This is a genomic window from Variovorax sp. GW823-FHT04F07 (assembly GCF_058795995.1).
The window spans coordinates 212,344-231,216 of the sequence record NZ_JBXAIG010000006.1 but is presented as its reverse complement, the minus strand read 5'-3'; the positions used below and the strand labels follow the sequence as shown (position 1 = coordinate 231,216).

Here is an 18,873-nt window from a genome sequence, read left to right as displayed (position 1 = left end):
ATATGAACGAACCGCTCGCGACGGCATCCGTCGGCCGGCAACCGCGTAATTTCGTGGCGCACCTGCGCGCGTTGGCCGAACGGCGTACGCATGACGTCTGGCTCACCGTGGTCGACGAGATCGACGGCGTCTACAGCGAGCTGCCCTTCACCTATGCCGTCTTCGAGCAGCGCGTGCGCGCGCTCGCGGCCCGCCTGCAGCAGCAGTTCGTCAAGGGCGACCGCGCGCTCGTGATGCTCGACAACGGCGACCACTACGCCGTGAGCATGCTGGCCTGCTTCTACTGCGGCGTGATCGCGGTGCCGGTGTTTCCGCCCGAATCGACGCGGCCGCAGCATCTGGCGCGGCTCACCGGCGTCGCAGCCGATTCGCAGGCCCGCTGCGTGCTCACGTCTTCCGCCTTGAGCGCCGCGATGTCGGCGGCAGGCAACCAGTTCGGCGATGTGCAGATCGTTGCCGTCGACGCGATCGACATCGCGCTCGCCGACGCCTGGCAGCCCTTCGAGCCGAGCGACGACGACATTGCTTTCCTGCAATACACCTCGGGCTCGACCTCGGCGCCCAAGGGCGTCATCGTCACGCACGGCAACCTGATGGCCAACGAGCACGCGATCCAGGTCGGCATGGGCATCGGTCCCGACGACAAGTTCGTCTCGTGGGCACCGCTCTATCACGACATGGGCCTCATCGGCGGCCTGATGCAGCCGCTCTACAGCGGCATCCCGCTGGTGCTGACGTCGCCGCGCTATTTCCTCGAGCGCCCGGTGCGCTGGCTGGAGCTGATCTCGCGCCACCGCGCCACGCTCAGCGGCGGCCCCGACTTCTCGTTCCGCCTCTGCCTGGAGCGCGTGAAGGACGCGCAGATCGCGCAACTCGACCTCTCGAGCTGGCGCGTGGCCTACACCGGTGCCGAGCCGGTGCGCGCCGACACCGAATTCGACTTCATCGAACGCTTCGCCCCCGCGGGCTTCGACCCCGGCGCGGTCTACGCCTGCTACGGCCTCGCCGAAGCGACCCTGTTCGTGACCGGCGGCAAGCGCGGCGCCGGCATGGTGGCGCGCGGCTTCTACGCCGATGGCCTGGCCGCCGGCAAGGGCGCGCCGAGCGAAGGCGGCACGCTGCTCGTGGGCTGCGGCGCGGTGGCGGTCGAGCACGCGGTCGAGATCGTCGATCCCGCCACGCTGTCCGTGGTGGCCGAGTCCGGCCGCATCGGCGAAATCTGGGTGAGCGGCGCGAGCATCGGCGCCGGCTACTGGGGCAAGCCGCGCGAATCCGCCGAGACCTTCGTCGAGATCGCGGGTCGCCGCTGGCTGCGCACCGGCGACCTGGGCTTCGTCTGCGATGGCGAGTTGTACGTCACCGGCCGCATCAAGGACCTGATCATCGTCCGCGGCCACAACATCTACCCGCAGGACATCGAGCGCGTCATCGAGGCCGAGGTCGATGCGGTGCGCAAAGGGCGCGTCGCGGTCTTCGCCGCCAGCGGCCCTGACGGCGAAGGCATCGGCGCCGCGGCCGAGGTGTCGCGCAGCATGCAGAAGCTGGTGCCGCCGCAGGTGCTGGTCGAGGCGCTGAGCGCCGCGGTCAGCGAAGTGTTCGGCGAAGCGCTGTCGGCCGTGCTGCTGCTCAATCCGGGCGGCATGCCCAAGACCACCAGCGGCAAGCTGCAGCGCAGCGCCTGCCGCGCGGGCTGGCTCGATCGCAGCGCGGATGCCTATGCGATCTACGAGCGCGGTGCGTTCGTCAAGGGCGGCCCCACCGAGGCGCCGGCCGAAGAACCCGCGCTGGACGAGACCGAGCGCACGCTCGACGCCATCTGGCGCGAGGTGCTGCGGCCGGCCGATGCGAAGCCCTTTGCGCGCGACGCGCATTTCTTCACCCGTGGCGGCAGCTCGCTCACTGCGACCCAAGTGGCCTCGCGCATCTCGGCGCATTGGGACGTCGATTTTCCCGTGCGCCTCATGTTCGAGCAGCCGCGGCTGCGCGAATGCGCGGCCGCTGTGCGAAAGCAACTCGCGGAAGGCGTGCGCGCCCGTCCGGCGCCCATCGCCGTGTTGCCGCCCGAACGCAGGCTGCACGCGCTGCCGCTGTCCCATGCGCAGGAGCGCCAGTGGTTCCTCTGGCAGTTCGATCCGACGAGCGCCGCGTACCACATGAGCGGCGCGCTTCGCCTCACCGGCGCGCTGCAGGCCGACGCGCTGCGCGCGGCGCTCGACGACCTGGTCGCGCGCCACGAGTCGCTGCGCACCGTGTTCCGCGCCGGCAGCGACGGCATCGCCGCGCAATGGATCAAGCCGACCGATACGCTGCCCCTGGAACTGATCGACCTGCGCGACGTGCCGGCCGGCGAACGCGACAGCCGCCTCGCCGACGAAACCCGGCGCCTCAAGGCCGCGCCGTTCGATCTCACGCAGGGCGGCTTGCTGCGTGCAGCGTTGATCCGCATCTCGGACGACGCGCAGGTGCTCGCCGTGGTGATGCACCACATCGTCTCCGACGGCGCCTCGATGCAGGTGCTGATCGACGAACTCGCTGCCGGCTATGCGGCCCGCCTGCAGGGCAGGCCAGCGGCGCTTCCCGTGCCGCGCGTGCAGTACGCCGACTATGCGGTGTGGCAGCGCGAATGGCTGGCAGCCGGCGAGGCGCAGCGTCAATTGGACTGGTGGCGCGCGGAACTCGGCGACGAGCACCCCGTGCTCGAGCTTCGCACCGACCATCCGCGCAAGCCACAGGCCGCCTACAGCGCGGCGCGGCATGCCTTCGAGCTGCCGGCGCCAATGCTCGGCCGCCTGCGCGGACTCGCACAGGCCGAAGGTTCCACGCTCTTCGTCGTGCTGCTCGCGGGCCTGCAGGCACTGCTGCATCGCTACACGGGGCTGCAGGACATCCGCGTCGGCGCCGCGATCGCGAATCGCAACCGCGTGGAGTTCGAGAACGTCATCGGCCTGTTCGTCAACACGCTGGTGCTGCGCAATCCGATCGACGGCCGCACCCGCCTTGCAGAGGTGCTGGCACAGGCCCGCGAGACGGTGCTGGGCGCGCAGGCGCACCAGGACCTGCCTTTCGAGCAGCTGGTCCAGCATCTGCAGCCCGAACGCAGCATGAGCCACAGCCCGCTGTTCCAGGTGATGTTCAACCACCTGTTCGAGGATCACCGCGCACTGCAGCGGCTGGGCGACATCGAGGTGAACGACCATGCGCTGCCCGATCTGCAGACGCAGTTCGACTGGGTGCTGGAAGCGCGCGAGCGGCCCGACGGGCGCTTGATGCTCGACGTGATCTACGCGGCGGACCTGTTCGAGCCCGAGACCATCGAGCGGATGGCGCAGCACTACGTGACGGTGCTCGATGCGCTGTCCGCCGATGCAGGGCGCGCGGTCGGAGATGTCGAACTGCTGGCCGCGCCCGAGAAGTCGCAGCTCACGCAGTGGAGCGTGAATGCGCGGCAGGAGCCGGGTGCGGAGCTGGTGCACCACAGCATCGCGCGGCACGCACGGCAACAACCCGACGCGACGGCGCTGCTGTTCGACGAGTCGTCGCTCAGTTTCAGCGAGCTGAACGCGCGTGCCAACCGCCTGGCCCATCGGCTGATCGCCCTGGGCGTGCAGCCCGACATGCGCGTGGGCATCGTGATGGAGCGCTCGCTCGAAATGGTCGTGGGCATCCTCGGCATCCTGAAGGCCGGCGGCGCCTACCTGCCGCTGGACCCCGAGTACCCCGTGCAGCGCCTGGCCTACATGGTGGAAGACAGCGGCATCGAACTGCTGCTGAGCCATGGGGCCACCCGCGAGCTCATCGCGCCGCGGGCCGGCCTCACCCAGCTGGAAGTCGACAGCCTCGACGTCTCCGGCGAACCCGACACCAACCCGCAGGTCGCGCTGCACGGCGAGCACCTCGCCTATGTCATCTACACCTCCGGCTCCACCGGCAAGCCCAAGGGCGCGGCCGTGCGCCACGAGGCGCTGCGCAGTTGCATGGCGTGGATGCAGGAAACCTACGGCCTCGGCGGCGACGACACCGTGCTGCACAAGGCCCCGTTCGGCTTCGACGTGTCGTGCTGGGAGATGTTCTGGCCGATGACCACGGGCGCGCGCCTCGTGATCGCCAACCCCGGCGACCACCGCGACCCGGAGCGGCTGGTGCAACTGATCCAGCGTCACCAGATCACGACGCTGAACTTCGTGCCTTCGATGCTGCAGGCGTTCCTTGCACACCCGGGCATCGAGGCGAGCACGCGCCTGAAGCACATCATCGTCGGCGGTGAGGCCATGCCCGCGGAGACTCAGCGAGAAGCGCTCAGGCGCCTGAGCGGTGCGACGCTGCAGAACCTGTACGGCCCGACGGAAACCACGATCCACGTCACGCGCTGGACCTGCCGCGACGACGGGCAGAGCCTGGTGCCGATCGGCCGTCCGATCAGCGACACGCAGACCTGGGTGCTGGATGCGGCGCTCAACCCGGTGCCGCGCGGCGTGGCCGGCGAGCTGTACCTGGGTGGTGTGAGCCTGGCGCGTGGGTATCTGAACAAGCCGGGCCTGAGCGCCGAGCGCTTCGTGGCCGATCCGTTCGGCAGCGGCGGACGCCTCTACCGCACCGGTGACCTCGTGCGCTGGAATGCCGAAGGCCAGATCGAGTACCTGGGCCGCATCGACCATCAGATCAAGATCCGCGGCTTCCGCATCGAACTCGGTGAAATCGAGGCGCAACTCCTCGCGCAGCCAACCCTGCGCGAAGCCGTCGTCGTGGCGAAGCAAGGCGCAGCGGGTGCATCGCTCGTGGCCTATGTCGCGCCGCATGCGGGCCAGTCCGTCGACGTGGCCGTGCTGCGCGAAAGCCTCGGCCAGACGCTGCCGGACTACATGGTTCCAAGGGCCATCGTGGTGCTTGAAACGCTGCCGCTGAACGCCAACGGCAAGGTCGAACGCAAGGCGCTGCCCGAGCCCGAAGGCCTGGGGCGCGCCACCACCTACGAAGCGCCGCAAGGCCATGTCGCCCGCACGCTGGTGGCCATCTGGTCTGAGGTGCTGCAGGTCGAGCAGGTCGGCCTGCACGACAACTTCTTCGACCTCGGCGGGCACTCGCTGCTGCTGATCCGCGCACACCGTCTGCTGGAAGACCGGCTGCAGGTTGCGCTGCCGCTGGTCAATCTCTTCAAGTACCCCACCGTCGAGTCGCTGGCGCAGTGGATCGAGCAGGGCGGGGCCCAGGCCGTGTCCGCATCTTCCGCCGCCGCCGCCGCCGCCGACGACCGCGCGCTGCGCCAGCGCGCCGCCATGCTTCAACGCCGCAAAGTGGCAGAGAGAGTCAATTGATGACCCCCACCTTCAACGAATCCGCTGAGCCCACCGGTCTCGAGATCGCCATCGTCGGCCTGTCGGGCCGATTCCCTGGCGCCGACGATGTGGACGCCTTCTGGCGCAACATCCAGGGCGGCGTGGAATCGGTGTCGCGCTTCACCGACGAGCAGTTGCACGAACGCGGCGTGCCGCAGAGTCTGCTGGACGACCCCGACTACGTGAAGGCCGGCGTGATGTTCGAAGGCTTCGACCAGTTCGATGCCGGCTTCTTCGGCTACACGCCCCGCGAAGCCGAGAATCTCGACCCGCAGCAGCGCGTGTTTCTCGAGTGCGCCTTGGCGGCGCTCGAACACGCCGGCTGCGATACCGAGCGCTGGCCGGGCAAGGTCGGCGTCTACGCGGGCGAGGGCGCCAACGTCTACCTGATCCGCAACCTGCTGCCGTCCTTCGGCCTCGGCGCACACACGGGCATTGCCGACCTGCTCGGCCTGATGAACGGCAACGGCAGCGGCTCGCTGTGCACGCGCGTGGCCTACAAGCTCAACCTGCGCGGCCCCGCCGTGAGCGTGCAGACCGCCTGTTCCACCTCGCTCACGGCCGTGCACACCGCCTGCCAGGCACTGCTGAGCCACGACTGCGACATGGCCCTGGCCGGCGGCGTGTGGCTCAACCTGCTGCAAGAGGGCGGCTACCGCTACCAGGCCGGTGCGATCCTCTCGCCCGACGGCCATTGCCGCGCCTTCGACGCCGATGCGGCCGGCACGGTGATCGGCAGCGGCGCCGGCGTGGTCGTGCTCAAGCGCCTGGACGAAGCGCTGCGCGACGGCGACACCATCCATGCCGTCATCAAAGGCACCGCGGCCAACAACGACGGCTCCGCCAAGGTCGGCTTCACCGCGCCCAGCATCGACGGGCAGGCCGAGGTCATCCGCGCGGCGCAACTGATCGCGGGCGTCTCGGCCGACACCATCGGCTACATCGAGACGCACGGCACCGGCACCACGCTGGGCGACCCCATCGAGATCGCGGCGCTCACGCAGGCCTTTCGCGCCGACACCGAGCGGCGCGGCTTCTGTGCCGTCGGTTCGGTCAAGACCAACATCGGCCACCTCGATGCGGCGGCCGGCGTGGCGGGGCTCATCAAGGCCACGATGGCGCTCAAGCACGGCGTGCTGCCGCCCAGCCTGCATTTCACGAAGCCCAATCCGCAGATCGATTTCGCGAGCAGCCCGTTCTATGTGAACGCGCAGCGCCAGCCCTGGGCCGAAGGCCGCACACCGCGCCGTGCGGGCGTGAGCTCGTTCGGCATCGGCGGGACCAATGTGCATGTGGTGCTCGAAGAGGCGCCGCGCGCGCGTTCCGCGCAAGTCAAGGCATCGCCGTGGCAGGTGTTGCCGTTGTCGGCCAAGGACGCAGGCGCGCTCAAGGAAGGCCGCGAGCGACTGGCCGTGCATCTGCGTGAATCCGGCGATGAGCAGTCGCTGGCGGACGTCGCCTTCACGCTTCAGGAAGGACGTAAACCCTTCGCATGGCGCAGCGCAGTGGTCGCGAACCAGCCAGCGATGGCCGCCGAGATGCTCGCCGCAGCCCCCGCGCTCGCGCCGAAGCCCGTGACCGCGGCACCCGAAGTCGTGTTCCTGTTTCCCGGCAGCGGCACGCAGCACGCGCTCATGGGTGCAGACCTTTATCGCGAGAGCACGGTGTTCCGCGAGGAGATGGACCGCTGCTTCGCGCTGCTGCGCAAGGACAGCGGCGTCGACCTGCAGTCATTGCTGTTTCCGCCGGCAGGCGGGGAGTCGGCCGCCAATGAGCGCCTGCTGCGCGTCGAGTTCGCGCAGCCCGCGCTCTTCGTCGTCGGCTACGCGATGGCGCGCTGGTGGATGCACTGCGGCGTCAAGCCCGCGCTGATGCTCGGCCACAGCCTTGGCGAATATGTCGCGGCATGCCTGGCCGGCGTGTTCTCGCTCCAAGACGCACTGCGCATCGTGGCCGCGCGCGGCCGCCTGCTGCAGACGATGGTGCCGGGCGCGATGACCGCCGTATCGCTTTCCGAGAAGGAGCTGGCGCCTTGGCTCGCCATGGGCTGCGATCTTGCCGCGGTGAACGGCGAGGCGCTCTGCGTGCTCTCCGGCCCGGTGGATGCGATCGAGCGCGTCGAGGAGGCGCTGCGCGCGAAGCAGCATGTGCCGCGCCGCCTGCATGTGTCCATTGCCTTCCATTCGCAACTCGTCGATCCGGTGGTCGCGGAGCTGGAGCGCGTCGTGGCCGCGGTGCCGAGGAGCGCACCCGCTATTCCATTTCTCTCCAATGCTTCGGGCATGCCGATCACGGCGCAGGAAGCCACCGACCCCGCTTATTGGGGGCGGCATCTGCGTGGCGCGGTGCGCTTCGCCGAGGGCCTGCGCGAGATCTTCGCGACGCCCGGCCGCGCGGTGCTCGAAGTCGGTCCGGGCGAGACGCTCGCCGGTCTCGCTCGGCTGCACGCCGACAGCACTTCGGCCGCCGGCATCTGGGCCAGCCAGGCCCATCCGCAGCAGCTCGCGCGCAATGCGCCGCAGCTGGCGAATGCGGTGGCGGGCCTGTGGACCGCGGGCGTGGACATCGACTGGGCGGCCTGCCGCAACGGCGAGAGCCGGCGCCGCGTGCCGTTGCCGACCTATGCCTTCCGGCGCCAGCGGTTCTGGGTCGATCCCGCGGCAGCCTCGCAGCAGCCTGTGCAAGCCGGGCCCACAAGTCCTTTCTACGTGCCCGCATGGAAGCGCACGGCACTGCCGCCGCACGCCGAGCAGCCCACGGTGGCCCGCTCGGGCTGCACGCTGATCCTCGGCGATGCCAACAGCTTCACCGACCGCCTCGCACGCACGCTGCGTGCGCAGGGCGTGCCGGTGGTCGTCGCGCTGCGCGGCAAGGCCTTCGCGCGCACCGCCGCGCTGCAGTACGCGTTGCGGCCCGCCGAGCGCGCCGACCATGCGCGGCTCCTGCGCGAGGCCGAAGCCGAGGCTGGTGCGGTGACGCAGGTGTTCCATCTGTGGAGCCTCGATGCGGGGTGCCCCGCTGCCTCGCAGGCCGAGGTCTTCGAGCGCGGCTATTTCAGCCTGCTCGCACTGGCCCAGGCGCTCGACGACGTCGGTGGATCGCAACGCGCACCTCTGGCGCTGACCGTGATCGCCGACGGCATCGAGGACGTCTCCGGCACCGAGGCCCTTTCGCCCGAGAAGGCCACGCTGCGCGGCCTGGCCAAGGTGCTGGGCCAGGAGTCGCCGTCGATCGCCTGCCGCATCGTGGATGTGGTGCTGCCGGCGCCCGAGAGCGCGGCCGAGAGTGAGCTTGCACGCCGCGTGGTCGAAGAGGCGGCGGCATCGCACGACGAAGCCGTCGTCGCCTACCGCGGTCCGCACCGCTGGACCAAGGGCTACGAAGCGCTCGCGGCCGACACGCCGGGCGTGCAGCGCCTGCGCAAGGGCGGCGTGTATCTCATCACCGGCGGGCTCGGTGGCGTGGGCCTCGCGCTTGCGCGCCACCTCGGCAAGACCTGGCAGGCCAGGCTGGTGCTGCTGGGCCGCACGCCCGTGCCCCAGCGCAGCGAGTGGGCGCGCCTTGCCGAAGCAGCCGACCAGCCACTGGCGCTGCGCCGCCGGCTGCAGCAACTCATCGAACTGGAGGCTGCCGGCATCGAGGTGTTGACCGTGGCCGCCGATGTGACCGACTCCGCCCAACTGCGCAGCGCATTGGCGGCGGCGCATGCGCGTTTCGGCGCGGTGAACGGCGTCGTCCACGCCGTCATCGAACCCGACCACGGCATGGTCTCGCAACGCACGCAGGCGCAGGTCGAGGCGGCATTCGCACCCAAGGTGGCGGGCACGCGCGCGCTGCTCGACACGGTGGCCTCGGAGCCGCTGGACTTCGTGCTTTTCTGCTCCTCGATCGCGACGCTGCTCGGCGGCCTCGGCCTCAGCGACTACGCCGCGGCCAACGACTACCTCGACGCCTTCGCGAGCGCGCACCGCCGTTCGTCGGCGCTGCCGGTGTTTTCGGTCAACTGGGACGCTTGGCGCGACGTGGGCGCCGCGGCCGGCAAGGACATGCCCGAGGGCATGGGCCTGGACGAGCGCACCGGCGTGCTGGCCTTCGAGCGCATCGTCAACGGGCCCGACCTGCCGCAGGTCGTGGTGTCCGCATCGCCGCTCGCGCCGCGCCTGCGCCCGCTTCGCGGCCTGCTGGATGCGATGGACGACGAGCCGGGGGCCGCCGCGCCCGCGCGCGCCGGCCATCCGCGCCCCGTGCTGCAGACGGCTTTCGTCGCGCCCGAAGGCGATCTCGAAGAGGGGCTCGCCGAACTGTGGACCGAGGCGCTCGGCATCGCACCCGTGGGCGTGAACGACAACCTGTTCGAACTGGGCGGCGATTCGCTGCTCGCCATCCGCCTGCTGTCGAAGGTGCGCAAGGCCTACGGCGTGGACCTGGCGCCCGCCGCCTTCTTCAAGGCGCCCACCGTCGCCGAGCTGGCCGCACTGGTCGAGCTGCGGCTGATCGAGGACATCGAAGCGGCCGGCCTCGACGACGAAGCCGGCGAAACAGGCGAAACAGGAGAAAAGGGCCGGGACGGCGATCGCCTCGGCCGCAGCACTGCGAGTTTTCCATCATGAGCCAGGGCAACGACATCACCGCGCGCCGCGCCAAACTGACGCCGGCGCAACTGAGCCTGCTGCAGCGCCGCCTGAAGCGCGGGGACGGCAACGATGCCGCCGAGACGGCCGGCACCGCGCCGCGTCCTTCGCGCGAGGGCATTGCGAAGAGCACCGACGACGGCGGCGCTGCGCCGGTCTCCTTCATGCAGCAGGGCCAATGGTTCTTGTGGCAGCTCGATGCCGGCGACACGGCGTATCACGTCGGCGGCGGACTCGGCTTCTCGGGTTCGCTGGACGTGGCCGCGCTGCAGGAGGCGGTGCACCGTCTGGTGCAGCGCCACGACAGCCTGCGCACCGTGTTCGGCACCGGCGCGGAAGGCCTGCCCGAGCAGCGCATCGACCCCGCGGCGCGCATCGACATTCCCTTTGCCGACCTGAGCACGCTAGATGCGGCAACCCGCGCGGTACGCCATCGCGAAGCGGTGCTCCAGGTCTGCCGCACACCCTTCGACCTGACGACCGGCCCGCTGCTGCGCGGCGCGCTGCTGAAGATGGAAGAGGGCGAGCACCAGTTGCTGCTGATGCTGCACCACATCGTCTCCGATGCGTGGACCGTCGAGCTCATCCTCGATGAGCTGGCGCAGCGCTATGCGCAGCTGGTGGATGGCGCCGCGGTGCCGGAGGGTGCGGCGCAGGCCGGGCCCGAGATCCGCTACATCGACTTCGCGCGCTGGCAGCACCGGTGGCTCGAAGGGGAAGAGGGCGCGCGGCAACTGGCCTACTGGCGCCAGCGGCTCGGCGGCAGCCAGCCGGTGCTCGACCTCGCGACCGACCGCCCGCGCTCGGGCCAGTCCGGCTACAGCGCGGTGCAGCATGCGCTCGACGTGCCCGCGCCGCTTGCGCGCGAACTCCGGCAGCAGGCGCGCGCGCAGGGCGGCACGCTCTTCATGGTGCTGCTCGCGGCCTTCCATGCAGTGCTCTTCCGCTACACCGGGCAGGAGGAGATCCGCATCGGCGTGCCGGTCGCGGGCCGCAGCCGCCCCGAGACCGCGGGCGTCGTCGGCGCCTTCATCAACACCGTGGTGATGGATGCGCGCCTGAACGCACGCATGCCGTTGGCCGATCTGCTCGCGCAGGTGCGCGACACCGCCTTCGAGGCGCAGGCGAACCAGGAGCTGCCCTATGAGCGGCTGGTGCAGGCGCTGCGCGCCGACGGCGGCCATGCGAGCTCGCCGCTCTTCCAGGTCATGTTCAACCACCTCGGCGAGGGTGACCGCCCGCTGCGCGGCTGGCCGCGGCTGGCGGTGCGGCGCATCGACCTGGAGGAGCGCGCCGCACCCTTCGAGCTCACGCTGGAAACCATCGAGCGCGAGGACGGCAGCATCCGCGCCGCCTTCCGCTACGCGGCCGAACTCTTCGATCCCGCCACCATGGCGCGGCTGGCGGGCCACTACCACCGCATGCTCGCCGCACTGGCCACCGACCCGCGCCAGGCGCTGGGTGCGCTCGCGCTGCTCGACGATGCAGAGCATGCGCAGCTCGCGGCATGGGGCGTCAGCACGCACAGCCATGGCGAGGCCGAGCCGGTGCACCACCTCATCGCGCGCCGGGCCACCGCACACCCGGATGCCGAGGCGCTGGTCTTTGGCGACGAAACACTGAGCTACGCGGAACTCGAACGCCGCGCCAACCGCCTCGCGCACCGGCTCATCGCCCGCGGCGTGCGGCCCGAAAGCCTGGTCGGCGTGGCGCTGGAACGCAGCAACGAACTGGTGATCGCGCTGCTCGCGGTCATGAAGGCGGGCGGCGCCTACGTGCCCATCGACCCGGAACATCCGGCCGACCGTGTCGCCTACATGGTGCAAGACAGCGGGCTCGCACTCGTGCTCACGCAGGAGCGCCTGCGCGACCGGCTGCCCGCCGACGCTGGCGTGGCGGTGCTGGCCATCGATGCCGCCGATGCCGCCGATGCCGCCGATGTGGCCGACGCTCCCGACAGCGACCCGGCCGTGGCGCTGGACGCGGAGAACCTCGCCTACGTGATCTACACCTCGGGCTCCACCGGCAAGCCCAAGGGCGCGGCCAACCGGCATCGCGCGCTGCACAGCCGGCTCGCCTGGATGCAGCAGGCCTATGGCCTCGGCCCCGGCGACACGGTGCTGCAGAAGACGCCGTTCAGCTTCGACGTCTCCGTGTGGGAATTTTTCTGGCCGTTGATGGTCGGCGCACGGCTGGCCGTGGCGGCGCCGGGCGACCACCGCGATCCCGCCCGGCTGGTCGAGCTGATTCGCCGGCACGGCGTGAGCACGTTGCATTTCGTGCCCTCGATGCTGCAGGCCTTCCTCACGCAGCCCGATGTGGAAAGCTGCACCAGCCTGTGCCGCATCGTGTGCAGCGGCGAGGCGCTGCCCGCCGAGGCGCAGAACGAAGTGCTGAGGCGTCTTCCGCAGGCGAAGCTGCACAACCTCTACGGCCCGACCGAGGCGGCCATCGACGTGACCCACTGGACCTGCCGCGACGACGGCCGAAGCCAGGTCGCGATCGGGCAGCCCATCTCCGGCATCCAGACCCATGTGCTCGATGCGTCGCTCAACCTCGTGCCGCCCGGTGTGGCGGGCGAGTTGTACCTGGGCGGCATCGGGCTCGCGCGCGGCTATGCGAAGCGACCGGGGCTGACCTCGGAGCGCTTCGTGGCCGACCCCTTCGATGCGACCGGCGGCGGGCGCCTGTACCGCACCGGCGACCTCGTGCGCTGGAACAGTCAGGGCCAACTCGACTACCTCGGCCGCCTCGACCACCAGGTGAAGATCCGCGGCTTTCGCATCGAACTCGGCGAGATCGAGGCGCAGCTGCTCGCACATCCGCAGGTGCGCGAAGCGGTGGTGGTGATGCAGCAGGCGGCCGGCGGCGCACGGCTCGCGGCGTATGTCTCGCTGCGCGCCGTGCAGGGCGACGGCCAGGAGGCCAATGCCCAGGCGCTGCGCGAATGGCTAGGCCGCACGCTGCCCGAGTACATGGTGCCGTCGCTGCTGATGAAGCTGCCGGCGCTGCCGCTCAACGCGAACGGCAAGATCGACCGCAAGGCGCTGCCGCCGATCCAGGCCGCCGATGCCGGCACGCACGTACCGCCGAGCGGCGCGCTCGAGGAGGCGCTGGCGCGCATCTGGAGCGAACTGCTGGGCACGGTGGGGGTGAGCCGCGAGGCGAACTTCTTCGAGCTGGGCGGTCATTCGCTGATGGCTGCGCAACTGGTCTCGCGCCTGCGCGCAGGAGCGGGGCTGCAATTGCCGCTGCGCGAGGTGTTCGACCACCCGGTGCTGCGCGACATGGCCACGCGCCTTGCGCCTGTGGGAGCGGGCGCATCGCTGCCGACGTTGATGCCGGTGGCACGCGTCGGGCAGATGCACCTGTCGCCGATGCAGCACCGCCTGTGGCTTGTCGACAGGTTGTCGGGCACTGCCGCGCGCACTGGCTACAACATGGCGACCGCGCTGCGCTTCGAAGGGCCGCTCGATCCGGCCGTGTTGCGCCGCGCGCTCGAGACGCTGGTGTCGCGCCACGAGGTGCTGCGCATGGCCTACCCCGAGAACGACGATGGCGAACCGGTCGCGACGATCGCACCGGTGGCGGCCTTCGATCTGCCGTGGATCGATCTTTCGCCTGTGGCACCCGAGGCCGATGCCGCCCGCATCGATGCCGCGCTGGAGGCCATGGCCGCGGAGCCCTTCGACCTGGCAAATGCCGCACCGCTGCGCGCCTCGCTGCTGCACCTGGGCCCGGGGCGCCATGCGCTGCTCTTGTGCGTGCACCACATCGCCTTCGACGGCTGGTCGGGTGCGATCTTCGCGCGCGAATTCGTGGCTGCCTACGAGGCGCTGCGTGCCGACCTTCCCTCGACGCTGCCGCCGTTGCGCGTGCAGTACGCCGACTACGCGGTCTGGCATGCACGCATGCTCGAGGCCACTCGCGCGCAGGACGCCGCCTTCTGGCAGCGTTACCTCGACAACGCGCCGAAGGGCTCGCGCCTGCCGGTGGACACGTCGCAGCCGGGCGTTGCCGGACATGCGGGCGACAGCCTTCGCGTGCCGGTCGAAGGCGCGCTGGTGGAGGCACTGGCGCCGCTCGCCCGGGCGAACAAGACCTCGCGCTTCACCGTGATGCTGGCCGCCTTCCTCGCGCTGGTGCACCGCGAAGCCGGCACCGACGACATCGTCGTCGGCACGGACGTCGCGGGGCGCGACCACCCCGAGCTCGAGAAGCTCATGGGCTTCTTCGTCAACGTGGTGCCGCTGCGCTCGCGCCGCGACGAGGCGGCGCGCTTCACCGACTGGCTGGCGGCGGTGCATGCGGGCACGCAATCGGCGCTCGCGCACGGCGGCGTTCCCCTCGACCGCATCCTCGATCTGGCCGGCCTCGGCCGCGCGCAGGGCACGCCGGTGCGCATGCTGTTCGTGATGCAGAACACACCCACCGGCCACTTCGAGATCCCGGGGCTGCGCATCGATGTCGTGCCGCAGCGCGTGCGGCATTCGAAATTCGACATCGCCGTTTTCATCCACGAGGGGCCGCGCGAGTGGACCGCCGAGTGGGTCTACGACACCGGCCTCTACCGCAGCGAATCGATCCGGCGCTGGGCCGCCGATTGGTGCGCGCTGCTGCGGCAACTGGTCATCTCGCCCGAGGCACGGGTCGAGCAACTCTTTTCAACACCTGTTCGCAAGGAATCTCCCATGAATCCGATGCCATCGCCCCAGCTCGGCAAGCTGGACAAGCTCAAGAAATTCGCGGCCCGGCCACCGGCTGCCCCTGCCGCCACCGCAGGCGTTGCCGAAGCATCGCGCCCGCAGGTCAAGACCTCGTTCCTGTCCGATGCGCGCCAGTTTCCGCTCGTTGTCGAACCCGCGAGCGCCGGCTTCGACGCGCTCGCCTGGGTGCGCGAGAACCGCGGCTTCGTCGACGACGCACTGGCGCGCCACGGTGGCCTGCTGTTCCGCAACTTCGGTCTGGAGACGCCGCAGGACTTCGAGGCCTTCGCCGAGAACGTCGAGCCCGAGCTCTACGGCGGCTACGGCGACCTGCCCAAGAAGGAGGGCGGACGCCGCACCTACCGCTCTACGCCGTACCCCGAGCGGCAGATGATCCTGTACCACAACGAGAGCTCGCACATGGACCGCTGGCCGCGCAAGCAGTGGTTCTACTGCGAGCTGCCCTCGCGCGTGGGCGGTGCGACGCCGATCGTCGATTGCCGCGAGATGCTGCGGCGCCTGCCGGCGGAGATCGTCGATGCCTTCGAGCGCAAGGCGCTGACCTATGTGCGCACGTTCACGCCGCACCTGGACGTGAGCTGGCGCGATTTCTTCAAGACCGACCAGCGCGCCGAGGTCGAAGCCCGGCTGGCCTCCGGCGGCATCGAATGGCGCTGGCTCGACGAGGACACGCTGCAGACGCGCACTCATTGCCCGGCGGTGATGAAGCATCCGTTGACCGGCGAGCGCGTGTTCTTCAACCAGGTGCAGCTGCACCATCCCGCCTGCCTGGAGGCCGACGTGCGCGAGGACCTGCTCGCGCTGGTCGGCGCCGAGCGCATGCCGCGCCACGTCTGCTACGGCGACGGCACGCCGATCGACGACGAGACCATGGCCATCGTGGGTCGTGCCTACGAGGAATGCGCAGTGCGTTTCGACTGGCGCAAGGGCGACGTGGTGATGCTCGACAACATGCTCGCGGCGCATGCGCGCGATCCGTACGAAGGCCCGCGCAAGATCGTCGTGGCCATGGGCGCGATGTTCGAGCGCTCGACGCTGCTGGCCGCCGAAGCGGTAGGGAGCGAATGACGATGGAAGACCGGTTCGAGAATTTCGAGGCGGCCCTGCCGCTGAGCCCCGAGCAGCGCGCCGTGCTCGCAATGCACCGCGGCGCTGCACTGCCGCCGCTTGCGGTGTCGGTGACGATCGAGGGCGCGCTCGACGAGGCGCACCTGCGTACCGTGGCGGCCGAGGTGCTGCAGGCGCATGAGGCGATGCGCCTGGCGATGCGCGATGCGGTCGACCCGTTCGCATGGCGCCAGCAACCGCGTGCCACGCTGTCCGCCAGCCATGCGCAGGCCGATGCATCGATGCAGCTGCAAGAAGGCGGCGTGGTGCGCATCGGGCTGGACCGTGTCGATGCAGCGCATCACCGGCTGACGCTTTCCGCCCATCCGCTGGCGGCCGATGCGGCCAGCCTCGCGACGTTGGTCGCGCGCATTGCCGAGGCCTGCGGCAACGAGGGAACGGCCGATGCCGAGCCGTTCCAGTACACCCAGTTCGCGGCGTGGCGCGATGCGCTCGCGCACGACGACGAGGAAGACGCGGTGAAGGGGCGCGCCTACTGGGCGGGTTATCTGGCTGGCGGCGAAGCGCTTGCCGCGCCGCGCCTTGCTGCGCGACAGGGCGACGTGGGCGATGTGGCTGTTCCGGCGCGCCGCGTCGTCGAGCGCACGCTCGATGCCGCACTGCTGTCGCGGCTGGACGCACTGGCCCGATCGCACGGCGTGCAGGTGTCCGAGCTGCTCCAGGCCGCGTGGTGGACGTTGCTCGCGCGGCTCACGGGCTTCGCGCGCTTCACCGGCGGCTGGCAGCACGATTGCCGCCTCGACTATGAGGTGATGCAGGGCGCCATCGGCGTCTACGAGAAGGTGCTGCCGCTGCGGGTGGAGATCGGCGCCGAGGAGCCGTTTGCCGACTGGCTGGCGCGCTTCGCGGCCCAGGCCCGCACGCACGTCGAGGCGCAGGAATACGGCGTGCTCGATGCGGGGGCCGATGCAGCCCATCTCGCCGTCGGCTTCGCACTGCGCACGCCCGACGATCTGCCTGCGTCGTGGCAAGTGGCGCAACGCCCGGGGCCGCTGGCTTGCTTCGAGCTCGCGCTCGAAGTCGAATGGTCGGTGCCGCGTGCCGTGTTTGCGCTGCATGCCAACGAGGGCCGCTATGCCGCGCCTGCGCTGGAACTCCTGTTGCAGCAGCTCTTCGTGCTGCTGCAGGCCGTGGCCGACAGCCCCGCAACGCCGGTGCAGGACCTGACGCTCATCGATGCCGACGAACGCAAGGCCCTGCTCGCCCTGGACGGCGCACCGCTGGACGTGGGCACGCAGGGCATCGCCGAGCGCATCGCGCACTGGTCGCGGACGACGCCGGATGCGCCGGCCATCGAGGACGGCGAGCAACGCCTGAGCTACGCGGCACTCGACGTTCGCATCAACCGCATGGCGCACTGGATGCGGACGCAGGGCGTGCAGCGCGGCGGGCTGGTCGCGCTGGCGCTGCCGCGGTCGCTCGACCTGCTGGTCGCGATGCTCGCGGCCTGGCGGGCGGGCGCGGGCTACCTGCCGCTCGAACCCGAATGGCCCGCGGCACGCCGCGCCGCGGTGCTGGCCGACGCCAAGCCCGCGCTGCTGCTGCAGGCCGAGCCCGTGCAGGATGCCGAGGCATCGGCATGGTGCGTGGCCATGGCCGGCGGCATCGACCTGTCGGCCTTCGATGTCTCGGCGCCCGACGTGCCGGCCGCGCCGCATGACCTGGCCTATGTGCTCTACACCTCCGGCTCCACCGGCAAGCCCAAGGGCGTGGTGATCGAACAGGCGCAACTGCTCAACTACGTGGCCGCCGCTTCGTCGGCGATGGCACTCGACGGCTACCGCCGCTGGGCGCTCACCAGCACCGTGGCGGCCGACCTCGGCAACACGGCACTGTTCGGTGCCTTCTTCAACGGCGCGTGCCTGGTGGTGGCCGGCGCCGAGGCGACGAAGGACGCAGCCGTCTTCACCCGCTTCATGGCCGAGTGCCGCATCGATGCGATCAAGATCGTGCCCTCGCACCTGGAGGCACTGCTCGAGGCCGAGACCCCGGTGCTGCCGCGGCTCCTGGTGCTCGGCGGCGAGGCGGCATCGCGCTCGCTGCTGGAGCGCATTGCGCGCGCGGCGCCCCCGCCCGCCTGCACGGTCTACAACCACTACGGCCCGACCGAGACCACCGTCGGCGTGATGGTGCACCGGCTCGAGCCCGGCGCGGCCTTCCCCGACCAGCTGCCGCTGTCGCAGGTGCTGGCCAACAACCGCGTGCGCGTGCTCGATCACGCACTGCGGCTTGCGCCCACTGGCGCGCTGGGCGAGCTGTACATCGGCGGTGCGCAGCTGTGCCGCGGCTACCTCGGCGGCGTGGCGGCGGAAGCCTTCATCGACGACCCCTTCGCCCCGGGCGAGCGGCTCTACCGCACGGGCGACCTGGCATGCGTGCTGCCCGGCGGTGCGCTGCGCATCGCGGGGCGTGCGGACCACCAGCTCAAGGTGCGCGGCTTCCGCGTGGAGCCGGGCGAGATCGAGGCGGTGCTGCTCGCGCAGGAAGGCGTGCGCCAGGCGGTGGTGCTGCCCGTGGCGGTGCCAGCCGGCGGGGTGGAGCTCGTGGCCTGCGTGGTCGGCGACGCGGAAAAGGTGGGCGGGCTGCGCGAGCGGCTGGCCGCGCTGTTGCCGGCGCACATGGTGCCGTCGCGCTGCGTCGAGGTCGAGGCTTTCCCGCGCCTTGCGAACGGCAAGGTCGACCGGCTCGCGCTGGCGGCCGCCATGCCTGCGTCGGCCGGAGCCGCCGCGTCGCACGAAGGCGCACAAGCGCCGCGCGATGCACTGGAGCACCTGCTGGCAGCCGGCATGGCCGAGCTGCTCGGCCGCGCGTCCATCGGCGTGGACGAGGACTTCTTCGAACTGGGCGCCCATTCGCTGCTGGTGATCAAGCTGGCCGCGCGCATCCGCCGGCTGCTGCGCGTGGAGATCGCACCGGGGGTGGTGTTCGACCACCCCAGCGTCACGACGCTGGCGCGCGCGGTGCGTGCCGCCAGCGCCGACCCCGCGCAGACCGAACAGCTCGCCGACACCTGGCGCCTCGAGGCCGAGGCCATCCCCTCTTGAACGGAAACGC

General features: G+C 70.5%; 4 protein-coding genes. All 4 read left to right on the top strand.

Translation table 11 applies throughout. From position 1 onward, the window contains the following. Nucleotides 1-2: 2 nt before the first annotated feature. The 4 genes from AC1RAA_RS25155 to AC1RAA_RS25140 are packed head-to-tail and all read left to right on the top strand — an operon-like array spanning nt 3 to nt 18,863. The gene (locus AC1RAA_RS25155; RefSeq protein WP_492728083.1) at nt 3-5,312 is read left to right on the top strand and encodes an amino acid adenylation domain-containing protein; all 5,310 of its coding nucleotides are present in this window, start codon (nt 3-5) and stop codon (nt 5,310-5,312) included. Beyond that, nucleotides 5,312-9,943, top strand: coding sequence for a type I polyketide synthase (locus AC1RAA_RS25150; RefSeq protein WP_492728081.1), 4,632 nt, complete (start codon nt 5,312-5,314; stop codon nt 9,941-9,943). Before AC1RAA_RS25155 ends, AC1RAA_RS25150 begins: the two co-directional genes overlap by 1 nt. Further along, nucleotides 9,940-15,759: an amino acid adenylation domain-containing protein gene (locus tag AC1RAA_RS25145; RefSeq protein WP_492728079.1), complete on the top strand. Its 5,820-nt coding sequence runs from the start codon at nt 9,940-9,942 to the stop codon at nt 15,757-15,759. Before AC1RAA_RS25150 ends, AC1RAA_RS25145 begins: the two co-directional genes overlap by 4 nt. 2 nt (nt 15,760-15,761) lie before the next feature. Next, nucleotides 15,762-18,863, top strand: a complete 3,102-nt coding sequence (locus AC1RAA_RS25140; protein ID WP_492728077.1) for a non-ribosomal peptide synthetase — start codon at nt 15,762-15,764, stop codon at nt 18,861-18,863. Nucleotides 18,864-18,873 lie beyond the last annotated feature (10 nt).